The organism is Bacillus sp. ME78 (genome assembly GCF_903970865.1).
GTDB classification, from domain to species: Bacteria; Bacillota; Bacilli; order Bacillales; family Bacillaceae_G; genus Bacillus_A; species Bacillus_A cereus.
Genome location: NZ_CAJCKK010000022.1, coordinates 55924 through 75025 on the forward strand (window position 1 = coordinate 55924; position 19102 = coordinate 75025).

Consider the following 19102-nt stretch of genomic DNA (forward strand, 5'->3'; position numbering starts at 1 on the left):
TGATACATTTACGAAACATTCATGTGTTATCTTCAGTAAGTTCTTTTCTTTTCATAAAATTGTGTGAGTTATACCGACACAAGAAGCCCTAGATCCCTAAATCTAGGGCTTCTTCGTTTAAATAACAATTTTTTAATTAGTTGTATAGACAACTATATATTTAGGTGTTAAAATATTATTGTGATTCCCACTTGGTTTCACATACGACTTTTTTCTTCGATTATGGGGTTCTTACGTAATAGTAAGGACCATTTTTTTATTCCAATAATAATTTTGTTAAAAATTTACACATACATAGATTCCTTTAATAATTTCAATTTCTAATAAGTCTATGTCTGTGTTATCAAATACTTCAATTACATGTAAAAGTTACGTAAAGATTGCTATGAGTCAATCCTTCCACCTCAGAAACGCTATATAATGAAATCACAAACATTAAGTTTGTACCTTTCTGTACGACATAACCCTTTGCTAGGGGAAATCCTAGCCTTTTTTATTTACTCTTTTTAAACTAGAACTTTTTTATACAACCTTCATAATATATATGGGACAGCCTTAAACTCTTTTTTGAAAGGAATGATTAGATATGGCAGATTATTTCTGTAAAGATGGAAAGAAATATTACAAGAAAAAAGACAAATCATGCAACCCTTCAAGCTCCAATAACTGTTTCATAGAGACATTTACAATTTTCGGCTCTGAAACTACCCCTACAAGTCTTGAAATTCCACCCGGTTCTACAATTACCCTATTTGAAAATTTTACAACTAATCACAATAAAACTCTAATTCGCTTTAGTTTTAGCCCTGTATTTGCCGCGTTTGTTACATTGACTATCAGAACATTTAATTCCACAACTCCACAAACAATTACATTAACACCAGGAGATAGAAAAACTTTCTTATTTGAGGATGTTCAAAGTATTACTTTCTCAAATGCCACTACAGCTAACGCTTCACTTAGTCCATTATTTATCCAACAGACAACATGTATCTGCTGTGTTAATTCAGATTCATATTATTTTGAATCTAGTGGGGATAATTATTGATAAATGATTTTAGAGGGCTTCGGCTCTCTTTTTTATTTCCATTCGACAAAATATGACAAAATAGTTGTAACTGGATTTGTTATGCTTGGTTGAGAAATCTTACATTTTATAAGGGGATACACATGAACCTGACAAGAAAACAATCACTGGTAACTATAGTTGCAGGGATTATATTATTTTTCATTATTACCTTTTTCACCATATTCACTATCGTATCTGAACTAAAGGACGATCATCCTGATATACTTATCTATTCGTTCACTAAGACATTAGTATGGTTTTTCTATTTATTCATACTGGTTACCATCGTTACTTTTATTGTTGCGCTAGTTAAATTAATAAATAAAAAGCCAATTAAAAAGACCTTTATTGTTACGAGTCTAGCATTTTTAGTGTCAATCAGCTTATTCTTTGGAATGGCATTAATAGTACCAAGCCTTCAAGAAGCAAATGCTACTACTGCAAGTAAAACATTTTCCGAAAAAGAAATAGATAGACTTATTTCCGATAATACAAGAAAAGAAAAAGAACTAAACGATAAAATCAAGGAACTCGAAGAGTTTAAAGGTAATAAAAATTATTATGATAAACTCAAATCATATAATTCATTAAAACAATACATGACATATGATCAAGTTGTCGCTGCATTTGATGGGGATAAAGGAAACGGAACATCAGAAAACATAAATAACGAAAAAAATAAAACATTTATATGGGATCTTTATACAGAAGAAGTTATATGTCGCTTTTCTTATGACAAATTTAAAAATGAATATTTGCTAACTTCATTCTTAAAACAGAAGAAACCAGATATAAAAAAACATTAACTCATGTTTCTCAATAAATGGATAAAACACTTTAACATAGTAAAATAATATTTGGATGAGGGCCCAATACATATTATTAAAATTAAAGTGGTTCAAGTCAGAGGAAAGCACCTTTGGGTGTCTTTTTTTATGTATTAAAAAGCCCACCTATTTCCGGAGGTAGGCCTTTTTTGATTTTTCATTTGCGCGCGATGATATTATAACAAAAATCCTTAATCCTCAAACTCCCCGATTGTTCTTCTTCAATACATTTAAGATGGTTCTATGTACATTTATATTAGTCTAAAGTACGGGCAGCTGCATAGAATGATCCAGAACCACCATTTCTGTGAGTAACTTTAAGCTTATATTTACCTTTTGAAAGAGTATTGTACGTATTTGTAAAACCTTTTCCTGCTGCTAACGATCCCTTATCAATAACATTACCTTTTGAATCTTTTAAAAACCAGTCAAGCGTGCCTTTAGTATTGTTTGTCATATGAACTCTCATATCCGCTTTTTTTACATGTTCGAACGACACTTCTCTTTCACCATTTATCAGACTGAAATCATCTTTAAGTATTTGGGTACGTTGGACAATTGGTGCTGAATTTTTAGTATTATCTACACCTTCTGTACTTGCTGATGCTGCTACAATCCCTCCAGTTAATACAATACCAGTTGCTAATGTTCCTACTACTAATTTCTTAAACATAATAAATCCCCCTTAAATATGTTTTATAACTTGCACCTTAAATGTATCACTTTTGTAATTTTTGTAAATATTTTGAATTTATAGAAATATTTATTTAAACATTGTCAATATTGGTAATATATTTTATCAAATGGAAAATAGAGGTATTTATTGTGATATGTAATAATGCATGTTCATTCAGTAAAAAATCGTGATAAAATTTGAGCACCTGTTCTATTTTTTCAGTTATCTTAGAAACCTTACTTCTTATTTACCCACATGGGGGGGCGCTTTATAGCGTCTTTTTTTTATTTTCAAAAAGACCTGCTCAATCTATGCGTAAAATCATAAAGTACATTGAATCCATTAAGAACCCTGAAATGAATCCTAGTTTTACCTTCTGATTTAAAGGAGAGACTATTGCTATGGGATATGGTGGTAGTTGCGGCAACTGCGGTTTCGCTGGAGGATTTGCTTTTTTAGTTGTATTGTTTATTTTATTAATCATTATCGGATGCAGTTGTTTCTGCTAAAAACTATTGGAAAAGGCACCCTTATATGGGCGCCTTTTTGTATATTAAAAACCTACCTATTTCCATAGGTGGGCTACAAATGATTTTGCACAATTAAGTTATAGAAAAATCATTTGTAGCGAAAGTAATTAAATTTAACTTTGTAAACCTAATACCTTAATAATCTCAATTGTTTTATTATCTTTTATTTTAAAATAAAGCCTTTTCCCTATACGTTCACTAATTACAATATTTCCAAAGGCTAATTTACGCAAATGTTGTACAATCAAATCCTCTGTAATTCTTGTTTGCTTACTTAAATCAGAAACTGACAACGTTCCATATGTAATCAATTTACAAACAATTGATAATCGAGTAGAATTCCCTAATAACCCTAAAACTTTTATATTTTCTGTATAGAAACTAAAATCCATATGAAAAGCATGTAACAGATCTTCCAACCTCCTAAAATAAGATGAATATCAACCAAAATATCTTAACATAAAAATAGCAAGAAATACCCTAAAATATACCAATTATTCATTGAGAAAAATGATACTTGAATGGGAGTCCAATACATATTCTTAGAATTAAAGTGATTCAAGTCGGAGGAAGGCACCTTTGGGTGTCTTTTTTATTTTCACTCGACAAAATATGACGATATAGTTGTAACTGGATTTGTTATGCTTGCATTAAATCTTACATTTTGAAAGGGAGGAAAATCATGGGGAAAAATAAAAAAGAGAAACAGCCAAGCGAATTAGAACTTGCTAAACAAGCTATAGCTGCTAAGTATCAAAAAGAATATGGAATCACTCCTATTATTGTAACTGTTGCTCTTGGGGGAATTAAAACAGGATACGCTGCAGTTTCAAAAGAACATATCCAAACATTTACTTACGATAAAGACGCCAAAGATGTAGTAAGTATATCTACACATCACTTCAGTAACTATACAGATGTATTTATTGATCATTACGCTATTAAATCCAACTTTGAATTCAAAGGAATTAAAAGTACATTTACATTTATTCCGAATGGTTCCGGAAAAGAAATAGAAAGCTTGATTAAAAGCTATATAGATATTGAGATACATAAAACTGAACGTAAATGGTACCAAAAAGTACTCGGGTTCCGATCTGGTAATAAAGTGAAAATGGTGATTGCTTCTTTAATTTACCTGATCATTGTTGTTTCTATCTTTAATACTGTTACTGGAAAGAAAGAAGAAACGAAACAAGAAGTAAAACCTGCTGTTACCACAAATACAGTTCCTAAACAGGAAGAAAAGAAAGTTGAACCTAAATCAGTGGAACAACCGATTAATAAGAAACAAGAAAAAATAAATAAATTTAAAGACGATACACAAAAACGATTAACGGAAACATATAAGAAAGTTGATGGAGTTAACCCAACAGTATCTATTAGTGAAGATGGAAAACTAATTACTTTAGCTTTTGATTTAGATGCATATGCGAAACATGATAAGGTCGACAAAGAGTTGTCCGTGTCCACTTTTAAAACTTCTGCTGCACCATATAAAAAATATAGAAGTATGGCATTCATATCCTATGGAAAAGAAGCAAATATCGCGAGTAAAGATGATATCGTAGTTAAAATTGTAGATTCATCTAATAATCAAGTAGTAATTGACGATGTAGGAAGTTATAAGGAAGAACCAAAGCAGGTTACTGCTCCAGCAAGTCAACCTGAGGAACAACCAAAACAAGCGGAACAAAATAATGTTGTATACGAAAATTGTACGCAAGTGAAAAAAGCCGGTAAGGCTCCAATTAAACAGGGAGATCCTGGGTATAGCAAGAAATTAGATAAAGATGGAGATGGGATCGCTTGTGATAAGTAAAAGGCACTCAAAAGAGTGCTTTTTTTATTCCTCAATGACTAACATTGCTTAACATGGTAAGATAATATTTGGATCGGCGTCCAATACATATTATTTTAATTAAAGTGGTTCAAGTCGGAAGGCACCTTAGGGTGTCTTTTCTTTATGGAAATGATTCTAAAAAATAGAAAAGCCTCATTATTGAAGGCTTTTCATAATATATTCATATTCTATTATTTTCTCCCTTCATATTTAGCAATATATTTTTTACCGCACCCTTCTAAATATTCTTCTTTATACCCTTTGAAATTCCATTTGATTCCCTCTTTATCAGTGTATGAATTAGAAAATGTGCTACTACTTTGAACAACATATTTAGTGTATATACCATTGTTATAGGATACAGACGAATTGTAACATTTGTTATATGGGATATCTACATTTGCTGATGCTGCCCCAATCCCTCCTGTTAATACAATACCTGCTGCTAATGCTCCGACTACTAATTTTTTGAACATAATAAATCCCCCTTAAATATTTTTTATAACTTGCATCTTAAATGTATCACTTTTGTTATTTTTGTAAATATTTTGAATTTTTATAAATATTCATTTGATTATTAACAATATTGGGATTGTATTTTATCAAATGGAAAATAGAGGAGTTTTGATAAGTATGTAAAAATACATAATAAATGAACCGAATATTATGATATACTCTCAAAGAGCTGATACAAAACTTCTTTAGATTGGAAAACTAAAGTCTTATCTACCCAACTGTGGGGGCGCCTTAAGGCGTCTTTTTTTTATAAGAATCCACAGGGCTTATAAATTGAAAGGTAGGGCTGTTTAGAGTTCCTTAAATTAAGAACAAAGCGGGATTATGCCTAAACCAATTAATAGAGCTGCAGCAAACGCTGGAATTGGCCCAGGGATCTCGATACTTTCTACAACTAAGAAGTATTGTCCACTTACTACTTTAAAACAAACTAATTGTAGGGCTAATCCTCCCTTCTGCCAGGATTAATACATTATATTAATAATTTAATTATTTATTTTTAGAAAATGTGTAATTTATTAATATTCAGGTTAAACGCCTTAGATCATCTTTCCCTTATTTTCAAAAGGACCTGCTCATTTAATCCATAAAAACATAAAGTAATTTGAATCCATTAAAATACATGAGTGACTCCTTATTTTTCTCCTACTATTTAAAGGAGGAATTATTATGGGCTTTGGTGGTAGCTGCGGTGGCGGCTGTGGCTTTGCAGGAGGATTTGCTTTATTAGTTGTATTATTTATTTTATTAATTATTGTTGGAGCTTCTTGCTTCTGCTAAAAAACTATCGGAAAAGGCACTCTTATATGGGTGTCTTTTCTTTTGTCCATTATATCCATTACGTACGCATTGATTTTTTATGTGCATTTGATATAATTACTCTATTAGTATTACAGTAATACAGTATGTATATAATAAAAGAAGAGATGCGCTAACATCTCTTCAAGTAACTGCTACCGCAAGGTGAGTGGTTGCGACTAAATACTACTTTTTAGATTTAGAAGACTTCCCACGCTTGCGAGGCTGACGGGTGGTCTTCTTCTTTTTATTTTTAGAAGTAATTTTCTTAACCACGAAAACTATAAGTTCTCATACAATCGTCTTAATTACCTCTAATACTATTTGAAGAAATAGATCCATTGGCTACACCTCCTTTCCTCATTAAATGAGAAAAGGACAGTCGTAACCGCCTACCCTACAATATACAGTTGTTCTTATTCTATCATACTAGTACAATCTCACCAATATAAAAAAGACCACCATTACTGAAGTGCACCCCAATTGTTAGACACATAATTAACAATTGGAGGTGCATTTCATTAGGTAGTCCTTTTTAGGTAGTTTTAGAGATTGAATTATAACATATTAATATACAGATGATAAATATATTTTTCCTAAAGATACTATAAGTTTTTATAATTCTTGATTTCTAAATTTTCATTACATGATAAATTTCCCTATAAGGATTAACAAATAACATTAAAATTATCAATCGATTAGATTATTAGAAAAAACTGGTTATCTGTATAAAAATTTGGTAAAATATAGATATAATTTAAAAGGGTAAAGTTAATATAGATCAACTAAGTAATGCAAAAAAATGTTTTATTGCATAAAAAAGGCTCCATTTCTGGAGCACTCAAAATAAACAAACGAATTAAAACAAGAAACAGACAATTTAACTATATAGATAAAACATAAATAAATCTATATATATGTAAAAATGCATATAAAAACTCTATTTATTGATGCTATAATAGGCTTAATCGATGATTGTTATATTTTTTTTATGGTTTTTAAGCAATACAATACCTTCTTAACACCAAGTGTACAAGTAAAATAAGACATCTTAATCGATGTCTTATTTTCTTATATAATAACAACATAATAAAATTAAGATGGTTCAAGTCGGAGGAAGGCACCTTAGGGTGTCTTTTTTTATTTATCTTCGACAGCGAAAATCATACATTACACATTTATGATGAGATTTCTAACATCACAAGCGGAACAAATGCAATTAATAGAATCGGTAAATATCTAATCGTTAAAATATATGAATTACAAAGTTTAAAAAACTATAAAAATGCAAAAGTACTTATTTATTTACCTGAGTCACATAAAGATTTTGGTTTAGTATCTTACGGTTATCATGCAGAAATAGATGCTTTCGATTTTGAACTTGATATTAGTGTTGTAACAAAATATCAAGCATTTATAGAACTCGCTAAAAATCATGTATAGTTCACGAAACTGTTAGAAGAAATAGCAAGAAAAAAAGACAAAAGTATTATAACTTTTGTCTTTTTATTTTAAGGTTATCCATTCGTAACTTTCCCATTCTTTAGGCTTCTTATCATACTTTAAACGGCCAGTCGTACAGAATGAAGCAATTATCCATTGAATAAAGTTCATCTTGGCATATGGATCTATACAATCTTCTAACTTCTTTAGCTGATAGCCTGTACTATTTTTCTGCCAAATTGTATATAAACGAAAATGAGTTGTCGTAACAAGTCTAGCTTTTGTTGTAACTTGCCATTTAGAAATTTTCGTTAAATCCTCTTTGACTTTTCTCTCATACTCTTGTTTTATCACTTTATAAGTCTTATCTTTATTAATTAATCCATTAGAGATTGTAAAAGGCATTTGATGCACCTCATAAACTGTTCCTTCTTCATCTCCTAAAATATTTGATTCTACTAGAAACATATTTTTTAGTTTTAACTGTTCTGTTAATTCTTTCCCGCTCTGATAAAATGGCTTCTTTATCTTCTGCAACAAGATAACCTGCACAATTAATCCTATCAGTAAAGGATATGCTAATACAAACAATATATTAATAAACATGTTTAAAATAATAACGCCTATTAGCGCAAAAATTGTAAAGTAAATATAGGTTTCTCTTTGATGAATGATTCTACTGTTCAAGCCAAGATACCTCCATTTTGATAGATAGTGAACGCAATATAAACCATCGCCCCTAGTAAAATAGAACAAGCCCCAGGAAAGCTCTGTATTAGCTTTATTTCTTTCTTAGGCAGTTTCACACCAAATATAGACGCAGCATGCTCCAATTGGTCTTTAATCGCTCCTACAAACCCTAAAATTTTAATTAATCGATAAACACTAGCAATCCAAAAGAATAGTAAATGGAAAGCTGTTAATGTAATTGCGGTAAGCATAGCCGATTCTTCCACTACATTGCTAACATATAAAGCTACCACCACAAGCATTTTCGTATCACCGGGTGAAGAAAATTTAAATGTCTCTAACAATAAGCCACATACTAAGGCCATAGTTAGTACAATTACAATCTCTTTTCCCGTTCGTATTCCTGCAAAATACGTGATACCTAAACCTACTATTAAAAAAATAAAATGCCATATATTTTTTGTTTTTCTATACTTTAAGTCGGTAAATACATTAAGTACCATATAACTTAGAAATAACCCCATGATATACAAGCTCATTTTATTTACTCCCCTCTTGATTTCATATAAAAATACTGTGTAAAAAAGGGAACCACTTTTAGAGTAGCCCCCTCGTTTATTTTTATATTTATTTTTTATTCCAAGAATCTATATCTGCATTGCTTGATGCTTTTGTGAATCGAGCTAGAATTGTATCATACCCACCTTGGATTGCTTTCCATACAAATGGCCCAATTACTAGCACAATAATTACCGCTAAGGCGATTAACATTCCGTTTTCTGATGACAACTGTGAATCCTCATTTTTTAACCAATTCTTCATTTTTGCTAACATTGAATTTTATCTCCTTTATATATATCAATTTTTAGAATTTACTAAAATAAAAATTTATCTATTTAAATCTTTTATTACTTATTCCAAGAATTTACGTCTGCATTGCTTGATGCTTTTGTGAATCTTGCCAGGATCGTATCATAACCACCTTGGATTGCTTTCCATACAAACGGGCCAATTACTAATACGATAATGACCGCTAAGGCAATTAACATTCCGTTTTCTGATGATAGTTGCGAATCCTCGTTTTTTAACCAATTTTTCATTTTTGCTAACATGATTGAATCTCCCTTATCCGTTTATTTGAGCTATACGTAAAAAACATCATTAATCTAAAACTTCTATTACTTATTCCAAGAATTCACATCTGTATTGCTTGATGCTTTTGTGAATCGAGCTAGAATCGTATCATAACCACCTTGGATCGCTTTCCATACAAATGGGCCGATCACTAATACGATAATGACCGCCAAGGCGATTAACATACCATTTTCTGATGATAATTGTGAGTCTTCATTTTTTAACCAATTCTTCATTTTCGTTAACATATATTTTGCTCCTTTACCTATTCCCTTTTTGATAATATCTTCTATAGACTTGCAAATCCTTGCATTAAAGATTGAATAACAATAACCATTGGATAAATCACAATACATCCAATAACTGCGACGTTAAATTTATTCATTTCCATTGGTTTATTTTGAATGAGACGGTTATAGTTCTCATGTTTTAACTCACGCATCATTTTAATCTGTGCATCCATAATACGAAGACTCTGTACCTTGTCCGTTTTTTGCGCTTGTTGCAATGCAATAGTAAAGGTATTTACTTCTGGACTATTTAAAGCTGCTGCAAAATTTCTAAATGGTTGATCCGAACCCGCATACATTTCTAATTCCGCTGTAAGTGTAGATACATACGGTCGAAGATGTCTCCCAGCATATATCTGCGCCTTTTTTACTGCTTCTAATGTTGTATGTGTTTTTAACAACTGCAGCATTGGAATTAGATATTCTGGTAATTCGAACTTTCTTGCTTCAATCGCCTGCTTGATTCTTCTCTTTAATAGATAATCAGGGTAGAAATAAAGCAATGGTGAAATTAGAACTCCTACTTTAAATAAATAGTAATCATGGAATACAGTACATATTAAGAAAACAGAGGTGAAAATGATGGGATATGCAACCTTCATTTTCAGATATTCTTCTGGTTTCGTATCCAATCCAGCTTCTTCTAATTTTTTCTGGATCTGCTCTTTCTTTTCTTCTGTCAGATATTTATGTGATAACGACTGGAAGGGAGCAAGCATCATTTGATTTAAATTTTTCTTTTCAATTCGTTTTGCATTTTCTACATAGTTCGTAAGTAAGCTACCGCTATCTTTTTTACTTTGTAGAAAGGTAGAGAATACCCAGTACATGACAACGAATACTACTACAGCTAAAATCGTAGCCACCTTATTTCCCTCTTTCTGTTGGGTTATAATTTGCAATCTTTTCTACACGGGTTGCTAAGAAAAAGACAATTAACATATTTACCGCTAACGCGATTTTCCCCATCATAGAACCTGCTAAAAATCCATATGCTTCTTTTGACATCAACATAATAACTATCGGCATAGCGATAACGATTAAGCAGTTCTGTACAAAAGCACGTTGTGCTTGTGACAAACTAGAACGCAATCTTGCCAAATACAGCTTTTGTTTTTCGAAATCTTCTGCAATATCTAGTAAGACTTGTACTGAATTTGTTCCACCTTCTCGGCTACACACTTCCAACATTTCATGGAAGAAAACCAATTCCCTAAAGTTAAACGTTTCATTAAATCCTCTAAATGCACGATGCATCGTGGTTCCACCTTCTAATAAAAGAGAAACTTTCTCTATTTCTTCTTGAATGCTTTCATGCATCATTGGTTTCACCTGAACTAACACCCGTTTTGCATTGTTACTAATTTGAAGTGCATTTGCTACTGCCTTCATATAGATAGAAAGACGGTCAATGACAACCAAGTAGTAACGTTTTTTTCTTCGATAGAGAAGAAACCTTGGAACTAAAAATCCAGATAAAACGGTAATCAGAATAAAAGGATCTCTACCAAAGGAAAAATAGAATACTGCTGCAATACTCATTCCGGAAAGAATCGTATATACCCAGTACATACTTTTCGTCAATTTCCACTCGTACTTTTGGGCTTCTTGGATAACGGATTGTGGCAAATACATTCGTATCCCTTTGATATTTCTTAATTCCAAGCGTCTTTCTTCTTTCTCATTTTCTTGAACAAATTGAGAAAGAGCGGAACCCTTAGATTTTGCAAAAAGTGAAACGAGCAATACTACACTAATAAATATTAAGAATATGCATCCATAGGCTAACAAACTATGCATATTGCACCTCCTGTTGTGAAAGGAATGGAGCATATAGAGCTGGATTTACAATTGAAGAACGGAATTTCTTCTCCATTTCAGCTGACATTTTTGCTGTAATGATATGATCTCCACGAATCTTTCCTACTCTCTCATTCATTTCATCATATTCCTCACCCGTCGGAATAAATTGAGAGAGCTGATTGAACTGTATATCATCTTGATAATCCAATAATTCAATCATCTCTGTAATATAGCGATTCCCATCATCTTTCTTTTCTAAAAAGACAATCACATCAAATGTCTGTGAAATTAATTCATATAAATACTGAGCATCAATATTCGCACCACTTTGAAGGCACATAAGCATTAAACGTCTGACTGCTTCTTTCGCACTCCTTGCATGGACAGAAGTAAAACCGGGGTGTCCTGTTTGAAAGAAGTTAATCATTTTTAAAGCCTCTTTCCCCCTCGATTCCCCTACAATTAATCTCTTAGGCCCTTGACGTAAAGCATTTGTTAACAATCTATCAAAGTCGATTGCATTTTCCTCTACTTCAGATGCCCTACACTGCATCGGAACAAAGTGATGTTCTGGAAATATGCGATGCAAATAGAGTTCGGGGTTATCTTCTACTACGAGAGTACGTTCTTTCTTCTTCCCATTTGGAATATGAGAAGCAAGATATTTCATAAACTCTGACTTCCCTGTACCTGTTGCTCCAGCGACTAAAATATTCATTTTTGCTTTCACAGCTGCAGCCAAAAAGTTCAACATCTCTTTCGATGCTTGATTTGTAGATAACATACGCTCTTCAGAGGCACGAAGATGATCTGCATTCTTACGAATCGTTATCGTAGTTCCTAGTCCTCCTAGTTCATCTAGTGCTATATTGATACGTATATACGGAAATACGCAGTCCACATATGGCTTTGCTGTATTTAATGACTCTGACGTACTGTTTACCATCTTATAGGCTAAAGCCTTTACCTCTTCTTCTGTCTCAAATCGGTAAGGAAATGTACATTCTCCCTCTCCAATTTTTTCGTAAATAATTTCTTTTGTGCCATTGATATAAATATCGGTTACATCCTTATCTTCTTTTAAAGGTTCTATAATCCCAAATCCTACAATATCGTCACATACCATATTTAGTAATTGTTCAGAAGGTACCTCTGAAATGACGACCTGATTACTTAGTAGAAAGCTTTTAATGATTTGCTCTACAGCTGCTCTCTTCTCTTTATTCATAAAGGATTCGCTTAAGATATCACGATGGTCTTTTACTAAAAAAGCACGAATCTCATCCGTTATATCTTTAATCTGTTGAGCTGTAGTTGTTCCTAACTTTCGAGCCGATTTGGAACGAATCATATAACCAAAGTGATATAAATCCACTCGATTGCGCTTTAAGGCAACTTGTTTTTCCTGTACATAGCCCCACATACTACTGCCTCCCTTTTAATTTCGTAAACCAAAGAGACCCTTTTTCATAGAGGATGTATGCTGGAATGGAATATCAAGACCAGCTGCTTCCATAATGTGATGGACCTTTGTATTAATTTGCGGAGAACCAAATTGCATCCCCCATTCGTAACTCGTCCGATCTCTGTCATACGGAATTGTCACGGCAATGTTTTGGGAAGAAAGCTTTTCAATATCTTCTACATAATCCTCGTCTCCCATATTCAAAACATGGATCATACGAGGCAATGTTAACTTTGCTTCTTCTATTAGTTGTAATTCGCGTTTAATCGCTATTGCACCACGAGGGTTTCCATTTAGCACATGAACAACAATGTCTGATTGATATAAGATTGGATAACTCAGCACCTCGGATAATTCAGTTGGTACCGATAGAATGATATAATCGTATTCTGTATCTACAAGTGATTCTATAAATGTCGTTACAAACAATTCTTTGTTTTGAATCTCTGGGAATTGAGCTAGGCTATAACCTGATGGAAATACTAGAAAATCCATCTTATCGTGCAATTTTTGCATCAACCTTGGATTCACTTTTTTCTCTAATAAATCTTGCTTGGTACAAATATACTGCGAAAGATTATATTCATATTCTTTTCTTACAAGCTCTAGGATATTTTTATTCTCATGACTAAGACCAGTTCCAATTGCAAAACTTGGTCTTGCTTGGTCCGCTTCTACATAAAGCACCTTTTTCCCTAGATGAGCTAACTCATTTGCCATCGTAATACTTAATGTGCTTTTTCCTACGTTTTCATTTGTCGCATAAAAAGCAATAATTCTTACTTGCCGATCCATCCTAAAAACTCCTTTCTTACTTAGATCCGTTCAGATACTGCGCTACATACTCTTTTACATTTTTAGAAATTGGATTGGTCGAATGCTTCTCTACATAGTCTAAAATGTTCTTTTGATCAGATATTTGCGAAAATCCTTCAGCTGGTTCTAGTTCTTTCCCTGTTTGTTCTACTTTTTGTCCGACTGCAACAGGAATTACATCTCCAAGTGTTTTTGCACGATTTAAGTATTGAAGCTGTTCAGGTGAAACAGCCAGTGTATATAATCGCGTTACCTTTGGCTTTTGTTTTCCTTCTTGTTCCTCTTTTGATTCTTTCTTTTCTAATACAAATGCATCTTCTGTATTGCTATCTTTTGCAGCAGTCACACGTACACGTTGGAAAAGACCACCGAATACTACCTTTTCATTGTCTCCTTCTTTTACAACCTGTTTGAAATATAAGTCGACATACGTGTTCGGAATAATACTATTCCCTGAACTTGTTTCCAAATCAACGAGTAACGGGAATGCAACTTCGCCATCTTTCAAATTTAAAATGGCAGAGTCCGGTAACTCTTCTTTCTTTACTACTTTGTTTTTAAAGAGATAGCTATTTTCTGTAATGGGCTGCCCATCATTTGTCCACTTACCTACCACTTTTTTTTTATTTGCACGTAATGCATTGGGGGGAATCGCATCACCAGGTAATGTTCGTTCCACTAGCATGTCTTCTTTAATCTCTGTATGCGCAGGTATATCCTTTGCGGCTACAACAATCTTTGTTGGTTTTACTGCATTTTCGACTGCGAAATGATTGTACCCATAGATACCCGCTACTGTTGCAGCAGCTAAACCTACCGCAGCAATTTGCTTCTTTTGAAACTTAGATGGCTTCAATGTTTGTATTCCTCCTTATGTAGCCTTTAAACGCAAAAAAAGGACACACCTATGGCATAATGCGCCTTAGGTGTGTCCTTTTAGCTAATCTAAAGTCTATATGAAAATGTTGGATTTGATTTCTTTAATATTACAATTTCAATATTATGATATATAGAGTTTTATGTCAATCATTTCTAAAAAAAATTATTTTCACCATTCTAAAATTCTAATTACAAAAATAAAAATCGCCTTAAAACGTTGTCATATCAAGGTTTTCAAGCTATTAAACACCTCAAAAATATGGTATAATTAATCTAACGTAACTGAATATTTCAGGGTGGTCGGTTGCTTTCCTTTCTCTTTCATTTTATGGAGAAAGGAGGTGATCGAATGGATATACTTTTCACGATAGCAATTGAAATTTCGAAAGTAATTGCTAGAGAAGTCGCTGTATTTGTAGCAAAACGAGTAGGGAAATCCCTATCAACGTCTTGGAAACAAACACAAAAAAAGCGACGAAAAACGAAAAGAACCACCCACAATGCCGGCAAGCGTTTGAAGGGTGATTCTAAGAAAAAATAAACTCTTTTTTAGCAACCATCCACCTTGCGGTAGCAGTTACATAAGGCGAAGTGTTACCAGCACTTCGTCTTCTTTAGTTTATGCAAAAACTATCTTTGTAATACTTCTACACATATTATAACATCAACTTTAGTACATGTCATGCAGACTTGTTCACGATAGTTGATAAAAGAGACAAAATTATTATTAAAATGAAATTAATTTTGTTCCTGTCTCAAAATACTTTGCAGGAGCATAACTCTTCCCATTCCGATCCTGAAATTCGTTTCCAATGTATAGCGATACAATAATTGTGACAACCCCCATAATAATTACACGTCTAACACGTTGTTTTTTCTTTTTATCCACTCTAATTTCCCCTTTCTATGAAAAAAGGCACATCCCATTAAGGGATGTGCCTTTGGTTTATCCATTCAGCTACTAGTTTAAGATGGATATAGTATTGTATCAATTCAACCTATTATACAATACTACTTAACTATTTTCTATTCTTCATATAGTACCAGTTTGATAAATCAGTAATAATATGTTCCTTTCCAACCCAGTTCCAGCCTGGTGTTTGTACAGGAAATGGAAGATCTGCAAGCACCCTTCTCTTTTTAAAGTCATCGTATGCGACCCCTTTAATTTCTACCTCACTTGTCAGGCACAAGCTCATTTCATTTACACCTGCTAGTTTTGTTTCAACATTGAACGCATATTTCCCATCTTTCGTTTTTAATGGCGCATACCATTTGCGTTGGCCATCAATAATTTTTTCTTGACCATCCCAATATAGAGACTTAGTTGGTCGTTTGCTATCGAAAACATGTCCTGTTATTTCAGACATATACATATTTTTAGGTTGGAATCTTGATGCTAATCCAGTATTAGAAATTGCCTCTAAATCTTGTGATGTTTTTAGCCCTTCATCTGCAAATGGATATTGTGCCGTTGCTGCTGTAAAAACACCAGGATAATTTTCATTCCACTGATTTTTATATGTTCCATTTACTTGATACGAAAAGCCATAGCCGCTATGAAGTTTAGAAGGGGATAGATTATCAATACTTCCACTTAATGTTTCATAGAACATTTCTCCCGCTGTATCTTCTTTCGACACACGCTCGCTTACTGTTTCTACTACACCTTTTACACTCATCACTCCACACATAGCCTTTTCTCTTGAAGGTTCATAAATTGCTGTTTTAATAGGATTATTTTTGTATGTGGTTTCTTCTATATCTAAACGATTACCAGCAGGGTTAATTTCCGCCTGAATGGTTCCCTTCCCTTTATGTTGCCAATCCAAGTTTAGTGTTTTCTTTTCTCCCTCAGTTAATCTTACCTTTTGTAAAGCTACTTGTTGTCCGTTATGTTTTAACGCAACTACTGTTTCAGGATTCGTATATTTTTCTTCTAATACATCTAACTTTTTAATTTTATTCTTCTCTTTTTCTAACTTCTGTCTTGCATTATCTAGCTTACTTGCCGCACTATCTAGTTTATTTTCTTCCCAAGAGCAGTCTCTATCATAATAGTGATCCTTTCCCTCGGCATCTACCTCATGAATTGGATTACGGCGACAATAACTTAGACTAGATTGAGCGCTATCTCTCTCCGATTCAGAACTATTTACTTCTTGCTGGGACTTATTAATATTGTTATTTACCTTTGCTCTATATTGATCACGCTCTGGTTTAAAATTATCACGTGATACATCTACTCTTGTTTTGATATCTTTTCCTTCTCTTGCTGTTTCTCCTTCAATTCGATCAGCAGAAAAATCAATTTTATACTTAAAATCATCTTCATCTCCTGGATCTGGGTTAGGTGTTACTTCAGTACCACAGTTACCATCTATGGTGAAATCAACAATTTTCTCGTTTGATTCCCTCTGAACAGCATCAAGGACTTTAATTTTCGCAGTATATCGACCACACATTTGTGGCTGCCACTTTAGTTCTTCTGACTTAAATTGTCCTGCATCACCTTCATTGAGTTTTTGATTATCTTTTTGCGGATTTGAACGCAGATAATTTTCTTGATGATACACGGTTTCGCCATCTTTTGTAATATCTAACATCCATTTAACTCGGTTCCGTTCTCCAGCAGCTTTTTGATAAGGATTAACTGTTGTTCCATTAGGATCTCGGTCATTGTATCCTTTATTTTTACTTACATACTCAAAACCGTTAAATGTAAATTTAACAGGGACATCTTTTTTTCCACTCTGGGCTTTAAAATCTTTTATTTCAGGTTTATTTGTACGTACATACCACAAGCTATACCTATTCACACCTTCTACACCACCAGCCCCTGCGTATCCACCAGAAAGGTAGGCAATGTCTCTAATCCAATAAAACTCTCCCATATTTTTTGATGTAATAGAACCAAGAAGTCTATGGTGCATCATATTATTTAAAACAAAATCTGGATTCCCCCAATATTTATCTTTAATAACAGATGAATTTACACGTTCAATTTCGGTTACCATCCTATCACCAACAATAACTGAACTATTAAAATAACCTTCATTAGCAATACGAATAAAAGCTTCTGAACTATCTTCACTTTGCACTAAATTTTCCCTTGGATTATCCCAATTAAAAGAACCATTATAGACTGCTGGATAATGTATATCAGCTTTATATAATGTTTTTCCTGGCTCAAATCCACTCCCAGGACGAAAAAACTTACCTGGCATTTGCAAATAATTTGATGAAATAAGCGTATCATCCTTTCCATTATAAAAAGGGACATCAGCATTTTTTGCACTTACTATATTTGGAACCATTAGCATCGTTGAAGTACATAGCGTTAATAATAAATTTCTCTTTAATTTCATTGTATTTTCCTCCTAGAATATAAAAAAGGACACACCTATACCATGGCTGGTACGTTAGGTGTGTCCTTTCCGTATATTTATTAAATATTATATTTGGTTTTAAAGTTATATTTATATTGTAACATTAATTTGCTTTAATTTGAACATACATCATATCTTTTACCATAGTTTGACCCACACGAATTTTATAATTTCCCTTTTCATAATTATTAATTGAATCTGCATCTACTGTTTCCTGAATTTCTTTATCTAAATTTAATCCAGTTACATAGGTAATCCATCGTTTTGTTAACTCTACAGTTGCTGGGTTATTATCTAAAAATGTAAGGTCGAGGTCATTTTTATCACCGTAAACTACAAATTGACCACCAATATATGATCCCTCTGGATAATACATACCTGTATCCATCATATGTACGCTACCCTGTAAATCTTTATATTTAAGGTTTGTATTATATTTTTTATTGATTTCTTTCACAAGATTTTGTGCTTCTAATGTTAAATGCGGTTGAATATTAGAATTCTTTAATCCCTCTGGGTGATATTTAAAATCTGGTTGTACAAGATCTACATCTAGCCCCTCTGGAACCTCTGGTTTTGTTTCAGGTTTTGGATCTGGTTTCACTTCTGGTTTTTCTTCTGGTTTTGTTTCAGGTTTTGGATCTGGTTTCACTTCTGGTTTTTCTTCTGGTTTTGTTTCAGGTTTTGGATCTGGCTTCACTTCTGGTTTTTCTTCTGGTTTTGTTTCAGGTTTTGGATCTGGCTTCACTTCTGGTTTTTCCTCTGGTTTTGTTTCAGGTTTTGGATCTGGCTTCACTTCTGGTTTTTCCTCTGGTTTTGTTTCAGGTTTTGGATCTGGTTTCACTTCTGGTTTTTCTTCTGGTTTTGTTTCAGGTTTTGGATCTGGCTTCACTTCTGGTTTTTCTTCTGGTTTTGTTTCAGGTTTTGGATCTGG

General features: G+C 33.0%; 21 protein-coding genes and 1 pseudogene. 6 read left to right on the forward strand and 16 right to left on the reverse strand.

Translation table 11 applies throughout. From position 1 onward, the window contains the following. Positions 1-586 precede the first annotated feature (586 nt). Both H6481_RS20840 and H6481_RS20845 read left to right on the forward strand, forming a co-directional pair. Positions 587-1048 (forward strand): hypothetical protein, encoded by a 462-nt coding sequence (locus H6481_RS20840; RefSeq protein WP_088114968.1) that lies wholly within the window; start codon positions 587-589, stop codon positions 1046-1048. A 122-nt stretch (positions 1049-1170) separates the two neighbouring features. Continuing rightward, positions 1171-1875 (forward strand): hypothetical protein, encoded by a 705-nt coding sequence (locus H6481_RS20845; RefSeq protein WP_182813074.1) that lies wholly within the window; start codon positions 1171-1173, stop codon positions 1873-1875. Positions 1876-2152: 277 nt separating this feature from the next. On the opposite strand, the gene H6481_RS20850 is transcribed toward H6481_RS20845, so the two are convergent. Next, positions 2153-2569 (reverse strand): hypothetical protein, encoded by a 417-nt coding sequence (locus tag H6481_RS20850; protein WP_182813076.1) that lies wholly within the window; start codon positions 2567-2569, stop codon positions 2153-2155. 404 nt (positions 2570-2973) lie between these two features. Here H6481_RS20850 and H6481_RS20855 point away from each other — a divergent pair, with 404 nt between their 5' ends. After that, the gene (locus H6481_RS20855) at positions 2974-3081 is read left to right on the forward strand and encodes a YjcZ family sporulation protein (RefSeq protein WP_182813078.1); all 108 of its coding nucleotides are present in this window, start codon (positions 2974-2976) and stop codon (positions 3079-3081) included. 134 nt (positions 3082-3215) lie between these two features. On the opposite strand, the gene H6481_RS20860 is transcribed toward H6481_RS20855, so the two are convergent. Continuing rightward, on the reverse strand, positions 3216-3494 hold the full coding sequence (locus H6481_RS20860; RefSeq protein ID WP_182813092.1) for an ArsR family transcriptional regulator: 279 nt from the start codon (positions 3492-3494) through the stop codon (positions 3216-3218). Between the two features lie 290 nt (positions 3495-3784). On the opposite strand from H6481_RS20860, the gene H6481_RS20865 reads away from it, so the two are divergent. After that, a complete protein-coding gene (locus H6481_RS20865; protein WP_182813080.1) occupies positions 3785-4924 on the forward strand; it encodes an excalibur calcium-binding domain-containing protein in 1140 nt (379 codons plus the stop codon). A 212-nt stretch (positions 4925-5136) separates the two neighbouring features. Here the strand turns inward: H6481_RS20865 and H6481_RS20870 are convergent, their stop codons facing one another. Next, entirely contained in the window at positions 5137-5421 is a 285-nt protein-coding gene (locus H6481_RS20870) for a hypothetical protein (protein WP_182813082.1), read from the reverse strand. 709 nt (positions 5422-6130) lie between these two features. Here H6481_RS20870 and H6481_RS20875 point away from each other — a divergent pair. Then, positions 6131-6241 (forward strand): YjcZ family sporulation protein, encoded by a 111-nt coding sequence (locus tag H6481_RS20875; RefSeq protein ID WP_000505681.1) that lies wholly within the window; start codon positions 6131-6133, stop codon positions 6239-6241. A 1524-nt stretch (positions 6242-7765) separates the two neighbouring features. Here H6481_RS20875 and H6481_RS20880 read toward each other — a convergent pair. The 10 genes from H6481_RS20880 to cpaB all read right to left on the reverse strand — a co-directional run bounded on the left by H6481_RS20880 (position 7766) and on the right by cpaB (position 14756). Then, the gene (locus H6481_RS20880; RefSeq protein ID WP_088114971.1) at positions 7766-8389 is read right to left on the reverse strand and encodes a hypothetical protein; all 624 of its coding nucleotides are present in this window, start codon (positions 8387-8389) and stop codon (positions 7766-7768) included. Further along, a complete protein-coding gene (locus H6481_RS20885) occupies positions 8386-8931 on the reverse strand; it encodes a hypothetical protein (protein WP_088114972.1) in 546 nt (181 codons plus the stop codon). The genes H6481_RS20880 and H6481_RS20885 overlap by 4 nt, the downstream gene beginning before the upstream one ends. 88 nt (positions 8932-9019) lie before the next feature. Beyond that, positions 9020-9226, reverse strand: coding sequence for a hypothetical protein (locus H6481_RS20890; protein ID WP_000879952.1), 207 nt, complete (start codon positions 9224-9226; stop codon positions 9020-9022). Between the two features lie 74 nt (positions 9227-9300). Further along, a complete protein-coding gene (locus tag H6481_RS20895) occupies positions 9301-9504 on the reverse strand; it encodes a hypothetical protein (protein ID WP_000879955.1) in 204 nt (67 codons plus the stop codon). 66 nt (positions 9505-9570) lie between these two features. Further along, positions 9571-9774: a hypothetical protein gene (locus H6481_RS20900; protein ID WP_182813084.1), complete on the reverse strand. Its 204-nt coding sequence runs from the start codon at positions 9772-9774 to the stop codon at positions 9571-9573. A 41-nt stretch (positions 9775-9815) separates the two neighbouring features. After that, complete coding sequence (locus H6481_RS20905; protein ID WP_000201169.1) at positions 9816-10682, reverse strand: hypothetical protein; 867 nt, start codon at positions 10680-10682, stop codon at positions 9816-9818. Between the two features lies 1 nt (position 10683). Beyond that, the gene (locus H6481_RS20910) at positions 10684-11616 is read right to left on the reverse strand and encodes a hypothetical protein (protein WP_088114974.1); all 933 of its coding nucleotides are present in this window, start codon (positions 11614-11616) and stop codon (positions 10684-10686) included. After that, positions 11609-13042 carry a CpaF/VirB11 family protein gene (locus tag H6481_RS20915; protein ID WP_088114975.1) on the reverse strand — a complete coding sequence of 478 codons (1434 nt, stop codon included), beginning with the start codon at positions 13040-13042 and terminating at the stop codon, positions 11609-11611. The genes H6481_RS20910 and H6481_RS20915 overlap by 8 nt, the downstream gene beginning before the upstream one ends. Before the next feature lie 15 nt (positions 13043-13057). Next, positions 13058-13879 (reverse strand): AAA family ATPase, encoded by an 822-nt coding sequence (locus H6481_RS20920; RefSeq protein ID WP_088114976.1) that lies wholly within the window; start codon positions 13877-13879, stop codon positions 13058-13060. A gap of 16 nt (positions 13880-13895) precedes the next feature. Beyond that, complete coding sequence (gene cpaB, locus H6481_RS20925) at positions 13896-14756, reverse strand: Flp pilus assembly protein CpaB (protein ID WP_182813086.1); 861 nt, start codon at positions 14754-14756, stop codon at positions 13896-13898. Positions 14757-15128: 372 nt separating this feature from the next. Between cpaB and H6481_RS20930 the strand changes: the two genes are divergently transcribed. Then, positions 15129-15320: a hypothetical protein gene (locus H6481_RS20930; protein WP_088114978.1), complete on the forward strand. Its 192-nt coding sequence runs from the start codon at positions 15129-15131 to the stop codon at positions 15318-15320. 186 nt (positions 15321-15506) lie between these two features. Here H6481_RS20930 and H6481_RS20935 read toward each other — a convergent pair whose 3' ends face one another. The 3 genes and pseudogenes from H6481_RS20935 to H6481_RS20945 all read right to left on the reverse strand — a co-directional run. Further along, positions 15507-15668, reverse strand: coding sequence for a hypothetical protein (locus H6481_RS20935; protein WP_172452157.1), 162 nt, complete (start codon positions 15666-15668; stop codon positions 15507-15509). 130 nt (positions 15669-15798) lie between these two features. Further along, positions 15799-18147: a hypothetical protein gene (locus tag H6481_RS20940; RefSeq protein ID WP_088114979.1), complete on the reverse strand. Its 2349-nt coding sequence runs from the start codon at positions 18145-18147 to the stop codon at positions 15799-15801. 124 nt (positions 18148-18271) lie between these two features. Continuing rightward, positions 18272-19102, reverse strand: a pseudogene (locus tag H6481_RS20945) (cell surface protein); the annotation flags it as partial.